This window comes from Metabacillus litoralis (assembly GCF_020524045.1).
Taxonomy (GTDB): Bacteria; Bacillota; Bacilli; order Bacillales; family Bacillaceae; genus Metabacillus; species Metabacillus litoralis_C.
In genome coordinates this window covers 120,093-141,976 of record NZ_JAIVKL010000004.1, presented here as the reverse complement: position 1 = coordinate 141,976, position 21,884 = coordinate 120,093, and the positions used below count along the sequence as shown (strand labels likewise).

Below are 21,884 nucleotides of genomic sequence, written 5' to 3'. Positions count from 1 at the left end.
AATATTTATTCGATATTTTGTATTTTAACACATGTTTATAATTATGCAATATGAATTTATAAAAATGTAATTATCATTATTTTTTGTTTATTTTAACTTTTCTGAAATAATTACTAAAGAAAGATTCATTATCTCAATCGTCGTTTCACTGATGGTGAATTAATGTTTCCCAGGGGATTTTTGCAGAAAAAAACAGACCTAATCACTGGACGATTGGTCTGTTAATGTACTTACATATATTTTTCCATCTTAACGTTACTGCTTAATTTTCTTATTTTTACACTTCTTCACAGAATTCATCAAATGCAGCTTGTAATTTTGCAACAACTGACATCGGATCATGTCCTTCAATTTCATGACGCTCAACCATTGTCATAAGTTGTCCATCTTTAAGTAGGGCAAAAGATGGTGATGAAGGTGGATAACCTGTGAACATATCACGAGCACTAGCAGTTGCATCTTTGTCTTGACCAGCAAAAACTGTCACTAATTGATCTGGACGCTTGTCATAATGAACAGCATGAGCAGCTGCTGGTCTTGCAATTCCACCGGCACATCCACAAACACTATTTACCATCACAAGTGTTGTTCCTTTTTTAGTAAGTGTTTCATTTACATCTTCTGGAGTTTTTAGCTCTGTATACCCTGCAGCAACAATCTCTTTACGAGCTTGTTGTACAACATCATTCATAAATAAATTAAAATCCATACTCAATGAAAATCTCTCCTTTTAACATCAGTATTATTATTTTACCAACAATTTAATGAAATGAGCAAATTGTTAGCTTATCTTTCTTTGCTTCGATTTAAAAAAGGCCATGTTAGGGCTTAATGTTGATTAGTGACCATCTTTCAGGAAAGAGCCTTTTCTATCTACTTCTTTAAAAAAGACTCCAATAAATCCAATGCACTTGCTGCAACACTTCTTTCTCCCTTTAAAATTGCTTGTTCCAAAATCGGAAGCTTTTGTTTAATCGTAGGATGCTCATAAAATTCTTTATATAACTCCTGCTCGACTAATGTATAAAGCCATTTTCTTTGTTGTTCACTTCTTCTTGTATCAAACACATGACTACTTTTGGTTAGAATTTCGAACTCACAAATCACATTCCAAATTTCATCAATACCTGTTTCTTTTAGAGCTGATGCTGTCAGTGACTTTGTTGTCCATCCTTCTGTATAAGAATGTAGAAAATGGAGAATTGTATTATAATCTTGTTTTGCGATATTAGCTTTATGAAGATTATCACCATCAGCTTTATTTACTACTACTAAATCTGGTAATTCCATAATGCCTTTTTTCATCGTCTGTAACTCATCGCCTGCACCAGTTAACACAAGAAGCAAAAAGAAATCCACCATATCTCTAACAACAAATTCCCCTTGACCAACACCCATTGTTTCAACAAGAATCACATCAAATCCAGCAGCTTCACATAAAATAATTGTTTCTCTCGTTTTGCGACTTACACCGCCTAAATGACCTCCTGATGGGGAAGGTCTGATGAAAGCATTTGGGTTTTTCGATAAACGTTCCATTCTTGTTTTATCACCCATAATGCTTCCTTTCGAAACCTGACTACTAGGATCTATTGCTAGTACTGCAACTCGAAAACCTAGATTTGTTAAGTATGTGCCAAAAGCATCGATAAACGTGCTCTTTCCTGCACCTGGAACTCCAGTGATTCCTATTCTAATGGTTGAATTTTCCTTTTGTAAAACTTTTTCAATAATTTTTTGTGCTTTTTCAAAATGACGTACTGCGTTGCTTTCGACTAATGTAATCGCTTGAGCTAACATCACTCTGTTTCCGTTAACAATCCCTTCAACATAATCATTAACAGCAATTTCGCGATTCTTTCTTATATATTTGGTCATTCTTCAACTTCCTCATATCCTAATCGTTCAAGTATCTTGTTTATTACTTTAGTAGCAGCTACCGGAATAACAGTTCCAGGACCAAATATTTCTGCTGCACCGTTTTCTTTTAACTCTGCATAATCTTGAAAAGGAATGACTCCACCTATAATAACGACGATATCTTCTCTTCCTAGTTTCTTAAGTTCTGAAATTAGCTGTGGAAGTAAAGTATTATGTCCGGCAGCTAAAGAGCTCATTCCAACAACATGAACATCATTTTCTACAGCTTGAGCTGCCGTTTCTTCAGGTGTTTGAAAAAGGGACCCTATATCAACATCAAATCCTAAATCAGCAAAAGCTGTTGCAATGACCTTTGCCCCTCTGTCATGACCATCTTGACCCATTTTGGCGATTAAAATTCTTGGACGTCTTCCTTCAAGCTCAAAAAATTGATCTGTTTTCTCTCTCACTTCTTTTATTTCTTCTTCATTTGAATATTCAGAGCTATACACACCACTTACTGATTTGATCATTGCTTGGTGACGTTTACTCACTTTTTCAATCGCATAAGATATTTCTCCAAGTGTAGCTCTAGCTCTTGCTGCTTCTACAGCTAACTCTAATAAATTTCCTTCATTATTTGCAGCAGCTTGTGTTATAGCTAAAAGAGTTTCATTAACTACCGCTTCATTGCGGTTTTTCTTTAACATATGGATTCGATCAATTTGTTTTTTTCTTACTTCTGTATTATCAATCGATAAAATATCAAGTGGATCTTCTTTATCTAATTTATATTTGTTTACACCAATTATTGTTTCTTTAGCAGAATCAATCTTTGCTTGTCTTCTTGCAGCCGCTTCCTCAATCTTCATTTTAGGAAGACCTGTTTCAATAGCTTGTGTCATACCTCCAAGCTTTTCTATTTCTTCTAAATGTTCTTTTGCACGATGTATTAAAGAATGTGTAAGGCTTTCAACATAATAGGAACCTCCCCATGGATCAATCACATCACAAATTCCTGTTTCACTTTGTAGAAATAGTTGAGTATTTCTGGCGATTCTAGCTGAAAAATCTGTTGGTAAAGCGATTGCTTCATCTAAAGCATTTGTATGAAGTGATTGTGTATGCCCCATCGCAGCCGCATGTGCTTCAAGGCAAGTTCTGACAACATTGTTATATGGATCCTGCTCAGTTAAGCTCCAACCAGATGTTTGAGAATGAGTTCTTAATACAAGTGATTTAGGGTTAGCTGGATTAAATTTCTGCACAATTTCTGACCACATAAAACGAGCTGCTCTCATTTTTGCTACTTCCATAAAATAATTCATACCAATTGCCCAGAAAAATGATAATCTTGGTGCAAATTGATCTATATCTAAACCTGCTTTTATCCCAGTTCTTATATATTCAAGGCCATCTGCTAATGTATACGCTAGCTCAAGATCTGCTGGTGCACCTGCTTCTTGCATATGATAACCTGAGATACTTATACTATTAAACTTTGGCATATATTTGGCAGTGTACTTAAAGATATCACCAATAATCCTCATGGACATGTCAGGCGGATAAATATATGTGTTTCGTACCATATATTCCTTTAAAATATCATTTTGAATCGTACCAGATAATTTTTCTTTTGATACTCCTTGCTCTTCAGCAGTCACAATATAAAAAGCCATAATTGGTAATACAGCTCCGTTCATTGTCATTGAAACGGACATTTCATCTAGAGGAATGCCATCGAATAAACGTTTCATATCTAAAATAGAATCAATTGCTACTCCTGCTTTCCCTACATCTCCTTCAACCCGTGGATGATCAGAATCATATCCTCTATGAGTTGCTAAATCAAAAGCAACAGACAACCCTTTTTGACCCATTTCGAGATTACGACGATAAAAAGCATTACTTTCATCAGCAGTGGAAAAGCCGGCATATTGACGAATGGTCCATGGACGATCTTTATACATTGTTGCATATGGACCCCGTAAATATGGTTTCATCCCAGGGTAAGTGTCTAGATGTTCCATGTTTAAAAGATCTTGCTTTGTATAGTGGTTTTTTATCTTTATTAACTCATTCGTGTTATACGTCATTGATGCTGAGGTATCAACATTATGTTTCATTTTTAGTAATGGTGCTGATGCGATTGTTCGACGTCTCATCATTTACTTAACCCCCATAATGTCATGAACATGACGTAAAAATTCATACACATCTATATTCGATGAGATTCTTCCATCCATTCCAAAGTTCTCTATTTTTTCATCAGAAAAATTTCCTACCATTGTTACATATACAAAAGAATCTTCAGTCTTCAAACGATTAACATCTTTTGACTTTATCAAATCATAATCACTTTCTTTTCCACAAAATATAATGAATGACTTTTGTTTTACCTCATTGATCTGTTCATAAGGAATAACCTCGCAATAGATGCCACCTGCTGTTAATAATCCATTGATAAAATCAAGATTTGTTTTATAATTTTTTAATATTCCAACTGTCACAATCAAAACCTTAGGTTCTATACCAGTTCTCATTTTATATTTCGTAACATTATTTCTCAGTTGTTCAAAATGTTCTACCAATCGATGAATCTGAAGAGGTTTGATAGATAACTGTGTATTGATGTTTTTACTTATTAATTCTGGAACCTTTTTTTCAATGTTTACATAATTCATCGCTTCATTAAAGGAATAAACCTGGTTTAAGTGAGATGGTTTCTTTGCCATGTTCCTACTATCATCCATTTCAACTTGATCATTTGGATTTGCAAATACATTTGTTCCTATTACTTGCAAATTTCTATTATTTAAATCTCTTACTTTCTCTTTATACTTTTCATTAAGGTTTTTTTGGATGAATCCTTTTTTTAATGCTTCTAAAAACCCACCAAAACTATCCAATTCTTTTATTTCATTCCAGGCTTTTTCTGCTAACTGATGTGTTAGTGTTTCAACATAATAACTTCCTGCAGCAGGATCTACCACACCTGATAACAAGCTTTCTTCTTGAAGAATAAATTGACTATTTCTTGCAACTCTTTCTCCTAACTGACTATTTTTGTTAAACACAGAGTCAAAGGAATCCAGAGTTAGTTCATCAATTCCAGCGACCGCAGCAGCAAACCCTTCAGTTGTTGTACGAAGTAAATTTACATAACGATCATATTTTGTTTTATTAAAGGTTGATGTTTTCGCATGTATATAAATTTTTTGTGATTCTTCACTCCCACCTAAAGCAGCTATGAGGGAAGCCCATATTTCTTTAGCTGCTCTAAATTTCGCTATTTCCATAAAAAAGTGACTACCAGTAGCAAAAGAAAATACTGTACTGCGAGCAATTGTGTCAATCAATACGTTTCGATTTAACAATTCGTTTAATACATCTAATGCATGAGAAAATGAATAAACTAACTCTTGAACAGCACTTGCCCCGGCTTCATGATACAAGCTACCTTTTATTAGCAACGTTTTTGTAGACAGTTGATTTTCATCTGTCCATTTCATTAAATCTGCTAGATAATCTAACTTTGTTGATAAATCTACGGATGATTTACCGTTAATCAATAACTCTTCATAAGGATCAAATGCAATTACACCTTTTAAATCGTTGATATTTTTACTTTCTTTCAATTCATTAAGTAAAAGTGTAGCAAAGCAAAGATTACCGTTAATATCAAAAAAAACTCTATCTTTCTTCCAATCAATATGTTGCATTGCTTGAAGTAAATCATCTCTATTTTGTAAAATATTTAAATTTTTAATAAAAAAAGAGGTTTGACCTCGAGTTTTTGCCATTTTTATTTTTTCTGAAAGACCTTCCTGACATTCTGCAACTATTTCTTGACTAATTTTCCATTCATTAGTAGCAGAATTTAGGATTTGATTTTTTGCTTTGGTTTTATTATCTGTATCATATGAATCATATAATGGCTGTAATTCAATGCCTTCATAAGTAGACGTGTATAAGCTCTCAAACGCTTTACCCCTTAGCGCCGTTTCAGCTTCACGTTTCCAATCGTTCCACCTTCCACTGCTTGTAACATGTTGTTTGTCTCTCATTATGTGCTTCCTATCTAGGAAGCCCACCCCCTTTGACTTAAATGCTACCCATCAACTTGATACATTTTATGCGGTATTCCAATAATTTAATTAGGCTATTTTCGTAAACTTTTTTTAGATAACCTAAGTACCACAGCACGATATATAGTCTATTAACATCTTTCTTTTATAAAGTTGTACTTTTTATACGAGAAAATATAATACTAATCAGATAATGAGGTTCATTAGCAACCATCTTTCAGAAAGAGCCATTAATTAAATATTTTTTTAGCATCCCTTTTTTGAATGCGTTTACATTTATGGATTTTAAAAAAGTCTGTTTTCGTAAACTTTGTTGCTTTTAGTCATATGAAGAAAACAGCACTATATAAAGTCTAGTGGCATCCTTTCTTCTTAGAATAGTACTTATATATGATAAAAACATTGTTACTAACAGGTAATTAGGTTCAATAGCAACAACCCTTCAGAAAAGAGCCTTTAAAAAAGGTGCTTCAATCTTATTTTATTATAATTTTTACCAATCATCAATGAAGTTCTTAAGTCTATGTATACAAATTGATAGAAAAGGGTAATGTTTCACAAAACGATCGTAAATGAAAAGGAGATCTCTTTATGAAAAGTTTTAATAAAGCATTGCTGCTATATAATGGATATGCTGGTCAGGAAGAAATAGAAAAATCTCTGGGAGTATGTACATCAATTTTTAGTTCATCTGTTGAGGAACTCATTATTAGAAAAACAAAGAAAAAAGATGATACTAAGAATCTGAGCCATAAATATGGTCCTGATGTAGATTTAATCATTTTATTAGGTGGTGATGGAACTCTTCACGATTGCATAAATGGCATTTCATCTTCATCTAATCGTCCTGTTATTGCACCTATTCCAACAGGTACTTGCAATGACTTTTCAAGATCTTTAATGATTTCCCAAAATATTCGCAAAGCCAGCGAGGATTTATTGAAAGGAAAGATAGAGCTTATCGATGGTGTAAAAGTTAACCAAAATTATTTTATTAATTTTTGTGGAGTTGGCTTAATAACAGAAGCTTCGAAAAACATTACCAACAAACAAAAAAATTTTCTAGGGACTGCTAGTTATATTATTAGTGCCGTTAAATCACTTAGTCATAGCGAACCATTTTCCTTTACATTAAAGATTGATGGGGAAAAAATTGCTGGTCAAGCACTTATGATCCTTGTAGCAAATGGACGATTCTTAGGAACAAATGAGCTACCATTTAAAAACAGTAATTTAAAAGATGGGTTAGGAGAAATCTATATTATTAAAAAAGCAGATCTTTCAGCTCTTAAAGATGCCTTTCGAATCAAAACAGATCGAGATCAGTCTAAGAATATTGATACATCAGCTATTACATTTATGCAGGGATCTACAATTAAGCTTGAAACAGAGCAATCTTTACCAGTTGACACAGATGGTGAAATTCATATGAAAACACCTCTTTCCATTTCGTTTTTACAGAAGCATTATCAATTCTTAGTTCCTAATACGGAAGGAATGTGAATTTGTTTTGTTTGAAATTCAATAAAAGCACAAGGCGAATAAGGTGTTCTTTACCATCACACCTTATTCGCCTTTCTTTGAGAAAACAGTCGTTTTGAGATAAGTTTAGTAAATAGATGTTGTTTCTTTAGAGGTCTGCTCTAAAATTTCTTTTACTCTCGCTAAGAATTTTCCACATATTAAACCATCTAAGACACGATGATCTAACGACATACATAAATTCACCATATCACGAACGGCAATCATTCCATTTACCACAACTGGTCTTTTTACGATTGATTCAACCTGTAAAATGGCAGCTTGTGGGTAATTAATAATGCCCATTGATTGCACAGAACCAAATGATCCTGTGTTATTTACCGTAAAGGTACCACCTTGCATTTCTGCAGATGTTAACTTACCATTTCTCACTTTATTTGCTAAATCTGTTATTTCTCTAGCAATGCCTTTAATAGTTTTCTCATCTGCTGCTTTAATGACAGGAACATACAATGAATCATCCGTTGCAACGGCAATTGATATGTTGATGTCTTTTTTCTGAATAATCTTATCACCAGCCCACATTGAATTGATTTCAGGAAACTCCTTCAATGCTTGAGCAACAGCTTTTACAAAGAAAGCAAAAAATGTTAAATTAAAGCCTTCTTTTTTCTTAAATTCATTTTTTAATGACTGACGATATTCAACAAGATTTGTTACATCTACTTCCATCATCATCCAAGCATGTGGAGCTTCCTGCTTGCTTCGCACCATATTTGCAGCTATCGCTTTTCTTACTCCTGAAACAGGGATTTCAATATCTCCGATAGATGTTGATGCTGTGGATGTATGTTTCATAGGTTTTTGTTCTTCTAATTTCATTGATTCTTGTTGATACTCAAGCTGCTTTTCTTTCGTTTCATGTTTTGTTGGGATAGTACCACTGTTCATTATTTTCAATAGATCTTTTCTTGTGATTCTTCCACCTGCGCCAGTTCCTTCAATTAATGTTAAGTCAATATCATTTTCTTGTGCAATTTTTAACACAGCAGGTGAATATCTCTTTTTATTTGGTTGATCTTCTCGTTCTTCTTTCAAGGAGACATTACTTTGTGTGTCTTCGCTTGAAACTTGATCTGACACAGAGCTGTCATCTGAATCAGTTGTAGCAGCACCTTCAACCTCAACAGTACAAATGACTTCTCCTATAGCTAAAGTCTCATCTTCACTTGCAATCAGTTCTTTAATAATTCCAGTAAAAGAAGATGGAACTTCTGCATTAACTTTATCAGTCATAACCTCTGCAATAGGATCATATTTATTGACCTTATCTCCTACTGCAATCAGCCACTTGCTAATTGTTCCTTCTGTTACACTCTCACCTAACTGAGGCATTTTAATTTGTTCTATTGCCACTTGACTACCTCCCATATTAAAGGCTATTCTTGGAAACTACATGATTAAAATTCAGCAAGCTTTCTCAATGCTTCTTCTACTTTGTCTGGGTTAACCATAAAATATTTCTCCATCGTTGGTGCATATGGCATAGCAGGAACATCTGGTCCTCCAAGCCTCATAATGGGTGCATCTAAGTCAAACAAACAATTTTCCGCAATGATCGCAGATACTTCTCCGATAATACTGCCCTCTTTTGTATCCTCAGTAACAAGCAATACTTTGCCAGTTTTTGAAGCTGCTTCAATAATAGCTTCTTTATCTAAAGGATAGATTGTTCTAAGATCTAATACATGGACAGATACCCCATCTTTAGCTAACCGTTCTGCTGCTTGTAAAGCAAAATGAACACATAAACCATAGGTAATAACCGTAATGTCTTCACCTTCACGCTTGACATCAGCTTTTCCAATTGGTATTACATAATCATCATCAGGGACTTCACCTTTGATTAAACGATAAGCACGTTTGTGTTCAAAATAAAGTACAGGATCTTCATCACGTATAGCTGCTTTAAGTAAGCCTTTTGCATCATATGGTGTTGAAGGAATAACAATCTTCAAACCCGGTTGATTAGCAAATATAGCCTCAACTGACTGAGAGTGATACAAAGCTCCATGTACACCTCCACCAAATGGTGCACGAATGGTAATTGGACAGCTCCAGTCATTATTTGAGCGATATCGAATTTTGGCTGCTTCTGAAATAATTTGATTTATAGCTGGCATAATAAAGTCAGCAAATTGCATTTCAGCAATAGGTCGCATCCCATACATCGCAGCACCAATACCAACTCCGGCAATAGCAGATTCTGCTAGTGGTGTATCTATCACTCGTTCTTCTCCGAATCTATCATACAAGCCTGCAGTAGCTTTAAAAACGCCACCTTTTCTACCAACATCTTCTCCAAGCACAAAGACTTTCTCGTCTCTTTCCATTTCTTCTCTCATCGCCATTGTAATGGCATCAATATATGAAATTATTGCCACAGTAGTTCCCCCTTACTCTGCATAGACATATTTTAATGCATGCTCTGGATCGGCATATGGAGCCGCTTCAGCATATTCTGTTGCCTCATTAACTAACTGCATAATTCGTTCTACCATCTCTTTTTCTATGCTATCTGTCAGAATATTTAAATTCTTCAAATAACTAGCGAATTTTAGAATAGGATCATTTTTCTTAGCTTCTGCTACCTCATCTTGTTCTCGATAGCTTCGATCATCATCATCACTAGAATGTGGTGTTAATCGATAAGAAATGGCTTCAATTAATGTAGGACCTTCTCCTCGTCGACCTCGATCAGCTGCATCTTTGACTGCACGAAATACCTCAAGTGGATCATTTCCATCAACCGTTTCTCCTGGCATTCCATATCCAATAGCTCGATCAGAAATTTTATCACATGCAACTTGCATTTCATATGGAACAGATATCGCATATTTGTTATTTTCACACATAAAAATAACTGGAAGTTTATGAACAGCTGCAAAATTGGCCCCTTCATGAAAATCTCCTTGGTTAGAAGAACCTTCACCAAATGTCACAAAGGTAACCAGATTTTTTTTCTCCATTCTACCTGCTAAAGCAATCCCAACTGCATGTGGTACTTGTGTGGTTACAGGGGAAGACCCTGTTACGATTCTATTTTTCTTTTGTCCAAAATGACCAGGCATTTGTCGACCACCTGAATTTGGATCCTCTGCTTTAGCAAAAGCGGAAAGCATTAACTCTTTTGCTGTCATTCCAAATGCTAATACAACTCCCATATCACGGTAATAAGGAAGAACATAGTCTTCTTTGCGATTTAAAGCAAAAGCTGCTCCTACTTGTGCAGCCTCTTGACCTTGACAAGAAATAACAAAAGGGATTTTACCTGCACGGTTTAGCAACCACATTCGTTCATCAATTTTCCGAGCTAACAACATCGTTTCATACATACTAAGTACATCTTCATTTGTTAAATTTAGTGAAGAATGACGATTTTCTGTCATGTTTATACCTCCTTAATTAGAAAAGCGGAAGCGTCATTATCAAACCAAAGTGACTAGATAGACGCCTGAAGATTGACTCCAAAAACTAAGTATAAATTCAATTATTGATCTTACCTTTGATTAATAGTGAATAGCTTTACCATAAACAGCAAGTGCTGCCTCACCGATTACCTCAGATAATGTTGGATGAGGATGAATCGTATGTGAAATTTCCCATGGTGTTGCATCAAGCACTTTAGCTAGAGCAGCTTCAGAAATCATATCTGTTACGTGAGGTCCAATCATATGAACACCTAATAAATCATCTGTTTCTTCATCTACTACAAGCTTTACAAATCCTTCAGTTTCTCCGAAAACAAGAGCCTTACCTATTGCACTAAACGGAAATTTGCCTACCTTCACTTTATATCCTTTTTCCTTAGCGTCATCTTCGGTATATCCTACACTAGCAATTTCAGGTGAACTGTAGATACATTTAGGTATTAATGTTTCATCAATTGGAAGAGGTTTTTGATTTGCAATATGTTCTACCGCAATAATTCCCTCATGTGAAGCAACATGTGCAAGCTGTAAACCACCGATCACATCTCCAACTGCATAAATATGAGATTCCTTTGTTTGAAAAAATTCGTTTGTGTCAATATATCCCTTCTCCACTTTAATATCAGTATTTTCTATACCAATACCTTCAATATTTGGTAAGCGTCCAACAGATACTAATATTCTTTCTGCTGAAAACGAAGGTTGTTCTCCATTGTGATCTGCACGAATGGTTACTTGGTGTTCATCTTTAACAAGTGATTCTGGTAATACTTTTGCACTTGTAATAATTTTAATGCCCTTTTGAGTCATCAATTTTTTCATTTCATTAGAAATTTCTTGATCTTCTGTTGGAAGTATTCGCTTAGAATATTCTATAACTGTTACTTCAACATCAAAGTCAGAAAGCATCGATGCCCATTCAATTCCAATAACACCACCACCAACAATAATGATGGATTTTGGTAATTTCTCTAAATCAAGTGCTTCATCAGAAGTTAATACATATTCTCCATCAATCTCTAACCCCGGAAGACTTCTTGGCCTAGATCCAGTGGCGACAATGACATTTTTGGGAATTAACATCTCATTTTCTTCTCCGTTATTCATTTCAACAGAAATAGTGCCTGGCATTGGCGAGAAAATGGAAGGTCCTAAAATTCGTCCTATTCCTTCATAGATATCAATACTGCCTTTTTTCATTAAATGTTGCACGCCATTATGTAATGAATTAATAATTGATTGCTTACGTTCTTGAACTTTTAGAAAATTTAGCTTTACTTCAGCCGTTTCAACACCAAATTCTTCGCTTTTTTTCGTTGTAGCATAAACTTCTGCACTTCGTAACAAAGATTTACTTGGAATACATCCTTTATGAAGGCATGTTCCACCTAACTTTGCTTTTTCAACTACAGCTGTTTTAAGTCCAAGCTGTGATGCACGAATAGCTGCAACATATCCCCCAGTTCCTCCACCAAGAATAACAAGATCATATTCAGTCGCCATATATACAGCCTCCTTTATGTCTAAACATTTGTTTAAGAAGTAACATATTGAAAATCAATTAAAGACTTTTGAAGTCATCTTTTCATTAGGGTAATTTTTTGCTTCTTCTTCACCTATCAAAACGCGTAATGCACCTTCTGCTAATGCTTGAAGTTCATTTTCACCTGGAAATACTAGCACATCTGCAATCCAATCTATATATGACGAAATCTCTTTTACAAATTTTTTGCCATAAGCTAAACCACCAGTTAATACAATTGCATCAACCTTACCCTTTAAAACAGCACTTGCTGAACCTATTTCTTTTGCAATTTGATAAGCCATTGCTGAATAGATAAGAGAAGCATCAGAATTCCCCGCTTCTACCATTTTCTCCACTTTTACTGCATCATTTGTACCTAAATAGCCTACAAGTCCACCTTGACCAACAAGTTTCTTCATCACTTCTTCACGAAAGAAATCTCCTGAATAACACATCGAAACAAGATCTCCTGCAGGTACTGTTCCTGCACGTTCAGGACTAAATGGTCCATCACCATGAAGGCCATTATTAACATCCACCACTCGTCCTTGCTTATGTGCTCCTACGGTTATACCTCCACCCATATGAGTAATAATCAAGTTCATTTCTTCATACTTTTTATTTTGTTCTGCTGCCACACGACGGGCAACTGCCTTTTGGTTTAACGCATGAAAGATACTTCTTCTTTCAATTGATGGTACTCCTGAGATCTTCGCAATTTCATCCATTTCATCAACGACAACCGGATCAACTATATATGCAGGGATATTTAATCCATTAGCAATTTCAAAAGCAATGATACCACCTAAATTGGACGCATGTTGTCCAGCAAATCCATTTCTTAAGTCTTCTAACATTTCATCATTGACAGTATAAGTACCACCTTCAATTGGACGTAGTAAACCACCACGACCACAAACTGCATTTAACTTAGAAATGTTAATTCCTTCTTCATCAAGAGTCTCAAGAATCGTTTGTTTTCGGAATTCATATTGAGCGATAATGCTCGGAAACATATTAATCTTCTCTGTATCATGTCTAAGTGTTTTCTCAAACATTGATCGGTCATTATCAAAAACACCAATTTTCGTTGATGTGGATCCTGGATTAATAACAAGGATTCGATATTCTTTTACCTGCAACGTATAAACCTCCGTAGTAAGTTAGACTTCCTTCCCAACTAGGGTTCATTAGCCCTTTTCTCTTCTCTATTTAACAATGTGAAATTGGAGTTAAGAGATTTCTCCTCCTAACTCCATGAAAACTACTACTTATGACCTACGGCTTAAAATATGGTGACCGTTTTGAAGGAACTGACTACGAGAATTTCTCATTCGTTCAATTCTTTCTTCTGCTAAACGATCAGCAGCCTTATATGTTGGAATTTTGTCACGTTTTGCAATTTCAATCACTCGATCAATATTACTATAAATACCTTCTACCTTTTTCAGTGCTCGCTCACTGTTATAGCCATATAATTCATCAGCTACATTGATCACTCCACCAGCATTAATCACATAGTCTGGAGCATAAACAATCCCCATTTCATGAATTAAATCTCCATGTTGTGTATCTTTTAATTGATTATTTGCAGCACCAGCAATCACACTAGCTTTTAATTGCGGAATGGTTACATCATTAATCGTTGCTCCAAGTGCACACGGAGCATAAATATCACATTCTACAGCATAAATATCATTAGGTTCGACAGCTTTTGCATTAAAGTCTTCTACTGCACGACGAACAGCATCTTTATTAATGTCTGTAACGATTAATTGTGCTCCTTCTTCATGTAGATGTTTACATAAGTTATAAGCAACATTACCAACACCTTGAACTGCCACAACCTTACCTTCAAGAGAATCTGATCCAAAAGCTTCCTTTGCCGCAGCTTTCATTCCACGGTAAACACCATAAGCTGTAACTGGAGATGGATTTCCTGATGAACCAAATGCAGGTGAGATTCCTGTTACATAGTCTGTTTCTTCGTGAATTAAATCCATATCCGCTACCGTTGTTCCAACATCCTCTGCTGTTATGTAACGTCCATTTAACCCTTGAATATATCGTCCAAAAGCACGGAATAATTCTTCATTTTTATCTTTTCTAGGATCTCCGATTATAACTGTTTTACCACCGCCAAGATTTAATCCAGCGGCAGCATTTTTATAAGTCATACCACGTGCTAAACGAAGAGCATCCTCAATAGCTTCCTCTTCTGAATTATAAGTCCACATACGAGTTCCACCTAGTGCTGGACCTAATGTCGTATCATGGATAGCTATAATCGCTTTTAATCCTGATTGTTTATCTTGACAAAAAACTAGTTGTTCATAATCATACTGCTCCATATATTTGAAAATTTCCATGCTGTATTTCCTCCTAAATATTACTTTTCAGTTGAACATAATGCTAACGCTAAAGAATAAAGTTTACTTTCAGCAGTATCAGAACGACTCGTTAACACAATTGGTGCTTTAGCTCCTGCAATGACCGCCCCTACCTTTGCTTTGGCAAAGTAGATCAATGATTTGTATAAAACATTTCCTGTTTCAAGAGAAGGCACAAATAAAATATCTGATTGACCAGCTACATCACTATTAATTCCTTTTATTTTAGCTGCTTCTAAAGATATGGCGTTATCAAGTCCCAATGGTCCATCAATAACACAGTTTTTAATTTGACCTCTTTTGTTCATTAAAGTTAATGCAGCTGCATCGACCGTTGCTTGCATCGATGGGTTAACTGTTTCAACAGCAGTAATGACAGCTACATTTGGTTTTTTGATCCCAATCGCTCTAGCAATTTCAACAGAATTGTTAATGATTTGCTCTTTTTGATTTAAGTCAGGAGCAATATTCATCGCTGCATCTGTGACAATCTGTACTTTAGGGAAATCTGGGATATCAAAAACAGCAACATGTGACAATACCCTTCCCATTCTTAGTCCATATTCTTTATTTAATACAGCTTTCAAAAGTGTTGCTGTAGATATATGGCCTTTCATTAAAACAGAAGCCTCATTTTCATGTACCGATTTTACTGCCTGCTGAGCAGCTTGTTCCTTTGTTCTTGTATGAATTATTTTGACATATTCCTTATTACAGCCTTTTTTTATTAATAATTCTTCAATTTCTTCTCTATTTCCAAAAAGTAAAAAGTGAGCTAAGTCACGATTAATCGCTTCAACTACAGCTTCAATTACTTCTTCATCTTCTGCCGAAGCAACAGCAACTGTATTACCCCTTATTTTGGCAGCTTCAATTAGCAGATTATCCAACTTCATTTATTATCCAGATCCTTCCACTAGAGTTTTCATCTGCATCTATATAACTTAATGCAAAAAACGTGCCAAAATCATTACTTATAAAAAATAATTCATTCATTTATTAACTTGTCCTATTAAAATTCATGTTTAAGGTTATCATTTTGCCTTTATGTACAGCTTTTTTCTGAAAGATTGTTTCTAATTGCCTTAATTATCTGTTGAAAACAGTCTTTTTATCGCATAAGTGGTACTGATCTAGTAGAAAAGATTCCATTAGACTTTATAAAGTGCTGTTTCCTTCAAGCATGCCAAAGCAACAAAGTTTATGAAAACAACCTATGTTAAAAGACCCTATTAGTCCAAACCGTAATAAAATTTCATTTTCTACTTCTTTATCATATACCGATCATGCACCTTTTTGCAAACTATGAATTTTATTGCACGCTATTATTTGCAAGGTTATATTTTTCCATCTTATAATACAAGCTCCTTAATGAGATCCCTAATGCTTTTGCCGTCTTAGTGCGATTATATTCATGTATTTCTAAAGAATTCTTAATCACATCTGCTTCAACCTTTTCGACAACATCAGAGAGTTTCTCATGATTAGTATGAACAAAAGGAACATTTTCTTGTACTTTTTTTTCTTTTGATGCAAGTTGAAGCATCGGAATATGTTTACCATCAATTTCCACTTCATGATGTTCCATAAATATAATAGCTCTACCAAGGATGTTTTCAAGCTCTCGTACATTTCCTGGCCAATCATAATTTAGTAAAATGTCAATTGCATTAGGGTGAACATTTTCAATATTTCTTCCGTAGTCTTGATTCAACTTACCAATTAACCTTTCACAAAGAGCTGGTATATCTTCCTTTCGATCCCTAAGTGGAGGTATGGAAATCGGGTAACGATTAAGACGATAATATAAATCTTCTCGAAAACTTCCTTCCGACATCGCTTTTTCTATATTGACATTTGTTGCAGCTATTACACGTACATTAACAGCTATTGGTTTTGTTCCTCCAACTCTAACTATTTCATTTTCTTGGAGAACGCGCAGAAGTTTAGCTTGCATGTTTGCAGATAATTCTCCAATTTCATCTAAAAATATGCTTCCATTATTCGCTTCCTCAAAAAACCCTCGTTTTCCTCCGCGTTTCGCTCCTGAAAAAGCGCCTTCTTCATAACCAAACAGTTCACTTTCAAGTAAGTTTTCTGATATCGCTGCACAGTTCACACGAATAAATTTGTTATATTTGCGATCACTAGCATTATGAATGGCGTGCGCAAAAAGTTCTTTCCCCGTCCCAGATTCACCTCTTAGTAAAACTGTAGCAGGAGTTTTCGCCCCAAGTTTCGCTTGCTCTATAGCCATTTTAATTTCTTCACTATTTCCTATAATATCTTCAAATGAATATTTTGCTTCTAATGTTCTGATAATTTGTCTTGCACGATGAAGCTCTGTTGTTAATGTTTGAATCTCAGACATATCATGAATGACACCAACACTACCTTTTAGCTTTCCGTTAACAATGACTGGTGCAACATTGACAATAACATCTTTTTTAGCAGGACCCACCTTCATCCTTGCTCCTCGCACTGCCCGCCTTGTTTGGAGCACCTTCATATGCATACTTTCACCTTCAGATATATCTGCCGTAGCTGGTTTACCTATTACTTGTTCTTCTGTTAATCCTGTCATTTTCGTATAAGCACGATTAATAAGAATTCCATGACCTTCTTCATCAACTACAGAAATGGCCTCCTCTGAAGACTGAATAATCGCTTCTAGCATCACTTGAATTTCCTTCAAATCTGTTACTTCTTCTGCTAAATTAACAACTTCAGTGATATCTTTAAAAAGAGATATTGCTCCAAGTAAATTACCAGATTCATCGATCATTGGCATCCTTGTTGTAATGATTTTCAAACCATTTTCTAGTACTTGTTCTTGGTTTGTTTCCAACTCACGTGATTTAAGTGTTCTTGGAAGTAAACTTGACGGTATAACTTCATTAACTTTCATACCTAGAGCACTTTTTCGTGAAAACCCAGTAATTTCTTCTGCCGTTTTATTAAAAAGAATAATGTTTTCATTCGTATCAATGACAATCATTCCATCATTTGTTGAATCTAAAATGGTTTGCTGCTTATAAGCTTCTTCTTTAAGTTTGGCAATTAATACTTCCTTTTCATCAACAAGATCAGAAATAATATACGCAACAGAGCCGGGAATAATCACCACATCATGAGCCACTTGGCTTTGAAGCTCATACATAACTTCTTCACTACCTGTTGCTTCAATGATAATACTTACGTTTTCACTTAGCATCTTTTTCCAACTAACATCTGTTGCAATTCCCAATTGTCTCGCATAAGCCAAACCAGGAGCTTGATCATCTTTGTCAATAACAGCAACTACTTGCATAATGTTAGTTTCCACTAATCTTTTTAGTAAGGCCATTCCACCTTTACCCGCACCTACAATCATGACTCGTTGCATATTTAACCTATCCCCTTTAAATAACTAGTTATATAACATCCCGATTGAGATCATTTGCAATTTTTTGCACACCTTTATCATAGCCTATAGGATAAGACTTGACAAACTCGTTATAGAAACAGACAATTATAATGCGAGAAAAAGAAAGGACTATATTTTTATGTCTAGAATAATTGCATTAATCATCATGGTCATTCCAGGTCTTTTTGCTGTATATGGAATTAAACTTATGCGCGATATGACATTTGGCTTACTTCAGCCCCCTATCCCTTTTCTATGGCTACAATTTATATTAGGTCTGTTGCTATTTTTGGGCGGTTTAAGCTTTGTTGCAGGTTTTATATTTTATCGTGATCGTAAAAGAAATAAAGTTCAGAAAAGATTTGCTAGAAAATGATTGTTTTAAAGAAAATAGCATGCAAAAAGAGGTTGGGAGATAAGTATTAGGCTATAAAAAAACCCGAATTATTAGGTGATCTGTCAATTAAACATTTGCCTAATAGTTCGGGTTTTTATTTGCCTCTTCAATATTTTTTTGATTTTCCATACTTTTTAAGAACTAGTGGAATGAAGCGGAAGACACTCGACTCCTGCGGGTGCTGAGGAAAGGCTGAGACCCCACAGGTGCTTGCGCCGAGGAGGCTTAGCTTCCTCCCCGCGGAAAGCGAGTGTCTGCAGCGAAATGGAACGAACTCGTTTCTTTCAGCTTACCTGAATTTAGATTTATTCGTCTTTTTGTATGACTTCTTTAATTATGTCCCAGCCTCTTTCTTATCTACCCTCGTATCTCCAAAGCACGTTCAGGATAATCAGTAATAATCGCCGCTACTTTTTCATGAATCAATTGTTTCATCACTCCTCGATCATTTACTGTAAAAGGCCTTACAGCCACCCCACAAGCTTGAGCTTCTTTAATAATTGAATTTTTCGCAGCATAAAAATGTGGATGTAAACTATCTGCACCAATACTTCTTGCGTACTCCCATGGCTTATATAAGCCTTCCATATATAAAGCAGCAGTTTCGATATCAGGTGAAATACTCTTACAGTTCACCAAGCTATAATGATTAAAAGAAGAAAGAATCACTTTGTCTTCTAGCTTATATTTTAAAATTAAAGAAATCGTTTTTTCTTCCATCTCTGGATATTCGACAATTCCGTTCTTTAACTCTATGTTAAGAATGATTGTTGGAAGCGTAACTGCCCACTTTAGCACTTCTTCTAGTGTTGGTATAAAAGACTTGCCACTATATTGAGAAAAAGAAAAACAAGCATCTAACTTTGTTATCTCATCAGAAGTTAAATCTTTAATAAATCCGGTACCATTAGTCGTTCGATCAACTGTTTCATCATGAATAACAACAAGCACACCATCTTTTGTCATTTGCACATCTAACTCAATTCCATCGGCTCCTGCTTTCATAGCTTCTTTAAACGAAAGCATCGTATTCTCCGGATATGTCCCAGCGGCACCTCTATGTCCTAAAATCAATGTCATCTTGTATGCTCCTTCATTTCGTGTAAAATAAGATTCAGGAGGAATGTTAAATGAGACCATTACAAATATCTGCAGATACAGCACAGAAGCTTGCAAAATCACTAAACATACCACTTGAACAGGTGATGCATATGCCACAGCATATCTTACTTGCAAAGCTAGCTGAACTTAATAAAAAGGAAGAAAACGAAAAGGAAGACTAAATCAGTCTTTCTTTTTTCGTTGCGCAAATTTTATTTATTTTAAACGAATTCCTACTCCTAAAAACCAACTCCTATTATCATACTACTTTTCCATAAAAGCAAAAACATCCTAGCTACAATTTCACTGAAAATTAGCTTAGTAAAGCATTGGTTTGTCCATTATATAGATAGTGCAGACATGAAGCATCCTATTTGAAATTTCTAAAGACATTTTACTTATTTAGCCCAATCAATAAAGTTCTATAGAGTAAAATCGACCAAAACTAAATAAATTAAAAAATAAAATATAGTACCAGATACTAACTCCAGATGTTATTATTAGGTTATAAATAAATAAGAGGTGTTTACACATGAATTCAAAAGCTCGTATAACCGCTATAGGTAGTTATGTTCCTAGCAAAGTAATGACAAATGATGATCTTGAAAAACTAGTAAACACAAACGATGAATGGATTACTAAAAGAACAGGAATTAAAGAACGAAGAATTGCAGCTGTTGACGAATATACAAGTGATCTTTCTTTGAAGGCTATTCAAGATTTAACAGCGCGCTTTAATAAAGACATTCGTGATGTTGACATGATTATTGTTACAACCCTAACACCTGATTACCTAACACCAAGTGTAGCTTCCTATATTCAAGGTAAGTTAGGTATAAAACACGCTGGAGCCATCGACCTTAATGCAGCATGTGCAGGCTTCACTTATGGATTACATATGGCAAACAGTTTAATTACTAGTGGACTTCACAAAAAGATCCTTGTTGTTGGTGCTGAAACATTATCAAAAATTACTGATTTCACTGACAGATCTACATGTATTTTATTTGGAGATGGAGCAGGTGTTGTTCTTGTAGAACAAAGTGAGAATGGTGGATTTCTCTCTTCTACAGTCACCTCTGAGGGAGAAAAAGCAATGCATTTGTACGGAACTAATTTTTCACATATGATGTTTGACCAAGAGCTTCAACATAAACGTCAGTTTGTTCAAAATGGACGTGAAGTATATAAATGGGCAGTATCCACTGTTCCTAACGGAATAAAATCTCTAATGGAGAAATCTCCATACACTTTACATGATGTTAACTGGTTTATTCCTCATAGCGCAAATTTAAGAATGATTGAATCTATATGCAATAAAGCAAGTATTCGTCTCGACCAAACATTATACAGTTTAGAAAAGTATGGTAACACTTCAGCAGCATCCATTCCACTAGCTATGGATCTTGGGATTAAAGAAGGTAAGATTAATGTTGGTGATCTGGTTTTATTATATGGGTTTGGTGGAGGCCTTACACAATGTGGACATTTAATTCGATGGGGTTAACTATAACTTTAGGTTAAAGTAAAATTACATATTTCAACAAATATAGAAAATACTAAATGTAGTATAGTTTTAACATAGGAGTTGAGAAAATGAGACAAACCCTAACAGTACTTCTTCTACTTTTTAGTATTTTCACTACCAATGCTACCTATGCAAAAGCACCAGAATCCTATGGTGCCAACGGGGCGCTAAGAGATCAAGATCTTTCACTAGTAAAAGCTTTAACTTATTCTTTAGAAGATGAATATTTAGCACAAGCCAACTATGATGTATATATTGATAAGTTCGGTGCAATTCGGCCATTTGTTCAAATAAAAGTGGCTGAAAAACATCATATCAGTACACTTCTAACTCTTTTTAAGAAATACAACATAGAAGTCCCCAAAGATAAAGCGAAAAACTATACAAACTCCCCTCCCTCCCTTGAACATGCATTTTCAAACGGGATAGAAAAAGAAAAAGAAAATATTTCAATGTACAACAAGCTTGAATTAATAGAGGTTTTCCCAGATGATGTACTATCGATATTTAAACAATTAAGAATGGATTCTCACACTCATTTACAAAAGTTAGAACGTAGATAAAGCCAACAATTTTTAACAAATTAAAATTCATCTAGGAAGATCCTGAAAGAAAC

The 21,884-nt window shown here is 35.0% G+C and carries 18 protein-coding genes; 5 read left to right on the top strand and 13 right to left on the bottom strand.

The window, feature by feature from the left end:
* Positions 1-277: 277 nt before the first annotated feature.
* The 4 genes from LC076_RS08525 to LC076_RS08510 all read right to left on the bottom strand — a co-directional run bounded on the left by LC076_RS08525 (position 278) and on the right by LC076_RS08510 (position 5,927).
* Complete coding sequence (locus LC076_RS08525) at positions 278-715, bottom strand: BrxA/BrxB family bacilliredoxin (RefSeq protein ID WP_226667672.1); 438 nt, start codon at positions 713-715, stop codon at positions 278-280.
* 158 nt (positions 716-873) lie between these two features.
* Positions 874-1,878 carry a methylmalonyl Co-A mutase-associated GTPase MeaB gene (gene meaB, locus LC076_RS08520; RefSeq protein ID WP_226667670.1) on the bottom strand — a complete coding sequence of 335 codons (1,005 nt, stop codon included), beginning with the start codon at positions 1,876-1,878 and terminating at the stop codon, positions 874-876.
* The gene (gene scpA / locus LC076_RS08515) at positions 1,875-3,986 is read right to left on the bottom strand and encodes a methylmalonyl-CoA mutase (RefSeq protein ID WP_226667735.1); all 2,112 of its coding nucleotides are present in this window, start codon (positions 3,984-3,986) and stop codon (positions 1,875-1,877) included. The genes meaB and scpA overlap by 4 nt, the downstream gene beginning before the upstream one ends.
* Before the next feature lie 42 nt (positions 3,987-4,028).
* Positions 4,029-5,927, bottom strand: a complete 1,899-nt coding sequence (locus LC076_RS08510; RefSeq protein WP_226667668.1) for a methylmalonyl-CoA mutase family protein — start codon at positions 5,925-5,927, stop codon at positions 4,029-4,031.
* 612 nt (positions 5,928-6,539) lie between these two features.
* Here LC076_RS08510 and LC076_RS08505 point away from each other — a divergent pair.
* Positions 6,540-7,451: a diacylglycerol/lipid kinase family protein gene (locus tag LC076_RS08505; protein ID WP_226667665.1), complete on the top strand. Its 912-nt coding sequence runs from the start codon at positions 6,540-6,542 to the stop codon at positions 7,449-7,451.
* A gap of 105 nt (positions 7,452-7,556) precedes the next feature.
* Here the strand turns inward: LC076_RS08505 and LC076_RS08500 are convergent, their stop codons facing one another.
* From LC076_RS08500 to LC076_RS08465, 8 genes are all read right to left on the bottom strand, one after another.
* On the bottom strand, positions 7,557-8,846 hold the full coding sequence (locus tag LC076_RS08500) for a dihydrolipoamide acetyltransferase family protein (protein WP_226667663.1): 1,290 nt from the start codon (positions 8,844-8,846) through the stop codon (positions 7,557-7,559).
* 44 nt (positions 8,847-8,890) lie between these two features.
* The gene (locus tag LC076_RS08495) at positions 8,891-9,874 is read right to left on the bottom strand and encodes an alpha-ketoacid dehydrogenase subunit beta (RefSeq protein ID WP_226667661.1); all 984 of its coding nucleotides are present in this window, start codon (positions 9,872-9,874) and stop codon (positions 8,891-8,893) included.
* A 12-nt stretch (positions 9,875-9,886) separates the two neighbouring features.
* The gene (locus tag LC076_RS08490) at positions 9,887-10,879 is read right to left on the bottom strand and encodes a thiamine pyrophosphate-dependent dehydrogenase E1 component subunit alpha (protein ID WP_226667659.1); all 993 of its coding nucleotides are present in this window, start codon (positions 10,877-10,879) and stop codon (positions 9,887-9,889) included.
* 120 nt (positions 10,880-10,999) lie between these two features.
* Entirely contained in the window at positions 11,000-12,424 is a 1,425-nt protein-coding gene (gene lpdA, locus LC076_RS08485) for a dihydrolipoyl dehydrogenase (protein WP_226667657.1), read from the bottom strand.
* Positions 12,425-12,478: 54 nt separating this feature from the next.
* Positions 12,479-13,588 carry a butyrate kinase gene (gene buk, locus LC076_RS08480; protein ID WP_226667655.1) on the bottom strand — a complete coding sequence of 370 codons (1,110 nt, stop codon included), beginning with the start codon at positions 13,586-13,588 and terminating at the stop codon, positions 12,479-12,481.
* Positions 13,589-13,717: 129 nt separating this feature from the next.
* Positions 13,718-14,815, bottom strand: coding sequence for a Leu/Phe/Val dehydrogenase (bcd, locus tag LC076_RS08475; RefSeq protein WP_226667654.1), 1,098 nt, complete (start codon positions 14,813-14,815; stop codon positions 13,718-13,720).
* Between the two features lie 20 nt (positions 14,816-14,835).
* Entirely contained in the window at positions 14,836-15,732 is an 897-nt protein-coding gene (yqiS, locus tag LC076_RS08470) for a phosphate butyryltransferase (protein WP_226667646.1), read from the bottom strand.
* A gap of 416 nt (positions 15,733-16,148) precedes the next feature.
* On the bottom strand, positions 16,149-18,221 hold the full coding sequence (locus tag LC076_RS08465; RefSeq protein WP_226667643.1) for a sigma-54 interaction domain-containing protein: 2,073 nt from the start codon (positions 18,219-18,221) through the stop codon (positions 16,149-16,151).
* A gap of 160 nt (positions 18,222-18,381) precedes the next feature.
* On the opposite strand from LC076_RS08465, the gene LC076_RS08460 reads away from it, so the two are divergent.
* Entirely contained in the window at positions 18,382-18,618 is a 237-nt protein-coding gene (locus LC076_RS08460; RefSeq protein WP_226667633.1) for a DUF2627 domain-containing protein, read from the top strand.
* Positions 18,619-18,996: 378 nt separating this feature from the next.
* Here the strand turns inward: LC076_RS08460 and LC076_RS08455 are convergent, their stop codons facing one another.
* Positions 18,997-19,719, bottom strand: coding sequence for a glycerophosphodiester phosphodiesterase (locus tag LC076_RS08455; RefSeq protein WP_226667631.1), 723 nt, complete (start codon positions 19,717-19,719; stop codon positions 18,997-18,999).
* Positions 19,720-19,769: 50 nt separating this feature from the next.
* Between LC076_RS08455 and LC076_RS08450 the strand changes: the two genes are divergently transcribed.
* The 3 genes from LC076_RS08450 (at position 19,770) to LC076_RS08440 (ending at position 21,831) form a co-directional block, all read left to right on the top strand.
* A complete protein-coding gene (locus LC076_RS08450) occupies positions 19,770-19,922 on the top strand; it encodes a YycC family protein (RefSeq protein WP_226667629.1) in 153 nt (50 codons plus the stop codon).
* Positions 19,923-20,272: 350 nt separating this feature from the next.
* Positions 20,273-21,247, top strand: a complete 975-nt coding sequence (locus tag LC076_RS08445; RefSeq protein ID WP_226667627.1) for a ketoacyl-ACP synthase III — start codon at positions 20,273-20,275, stop codon at positions 21,245-21,247.
* Positions 21,248-21,336: 89 nt separating this feature from the next.
* The gene (locus LC076_RS08440) at positions 21,337-21,831 is read left to right on the top strand and encodes a hypothetical protein (protein ID WP_226667626.1); all 495 of its coding nucleotides are present in this window, start codon (positions 21,337-21,339) and stop codon (positions 21,829-21,831) included.
* Positions 21,832-21,884: the final 53 nt, after the last annotated feature.

Excerpts from the sequence above, each read along its gene's own strand:
- meaB (WP_226667670.1), bottom strand. The coding sequence starts at position 1,878 with ATGACCAAATATATAAGAAAGAATCGCGAAATTGCTGTTAATGATTAT.
- scpA (WP_226667735.1), bottom strand. The coding sequence starts at position 3,986 with ATGAAACATAATGTTGATACCTCAGCATCAATGACGTATAACACGAAT.
- LC076_RS08510 (WP_226667668.1), bottom strand. The coding sequence starts at position 5,927 with ATGAGAGACAAACAACATGTTACAAGCAGTGGAAGGTGGAACGATTGG.
- LC076_RS08505 (WP_226667665.1), top strand. The coding sequence starts at position 6,540 with ATGAAAAGTTTTAATAAAGCATTGCTGCTATATAATGGATATGCTGGT.
- LC076_RS08490 (WP_226667659.1), bottom strand. The coding sequence starts at position 10,879 with ATGACAGAAAATCGTCATTCTTCACTAAATTTAACAAATGAAGATGTA.
- lpdA (WP_226667657.1), bottom strand. The coding sequence starts at position 12,424 with ATGGCGACTGAATATGATCTTGTTATTCTTGGTGGAGGAACTGGGGGA.
- bcd (WP_226667654.1), bottom strand. The coding sequence starts at position 14,815 with ATGGAAATTTTCAAATATATGGAGCAGTATGATTATGAACAACTAGTT.
- yqiS (WP_226667646.1), bottom strand. The coding sequence starts at position 15,732 with ATGAAGTTGGATAATCTGCTAATTGAAGCTGCCAAAATAAGGGGTAAT.
- LC076_RS08465 (WP_226667643.1), bottom strand. The coding sequence starts at position 18,221 with ATGCAACGAGTCATGATTGTAGGTGCGGGTAAAGGTGGAATGGCCTTA.
- LC076_RS08460 (WP_226667633.1), top strand. The coding sequence starts at position 18,382 with ATGTCTAGAATAATTGCATTAATCATCATGGTCATTCCAGGTCTTTTT.
- LC076_RS08455 (WP_226667631.1), bottom strand. The coding sequence starts at position 19,719 with ATGACATTGATTTTAGGACATAGAGGTGCCGCTGGGACATATCCGGAG.
- LC076_RS08450 (WP_226667629.1), top strand. The coding sequence starts at position 19,770 with ATGAGACCATTACAAATATCTGCAGATACAGCACAGAAGCTTGCAAAA.
- LC076_RS08445 (WP_226667627.1), top strand. The coding sequence starts at position 20,273 with ATGAATTCAAAAGCTCGTATAACCGCTATAGGTAGTTATGTTCCTAGC.
- LC076_RS08440 (WP_226667626.1), top strand. The coding sequence starts at position 21,337 with ATGAGACAAACCCTAACAGTACTTCTTCTACTTTTTAGTATTTTCACT.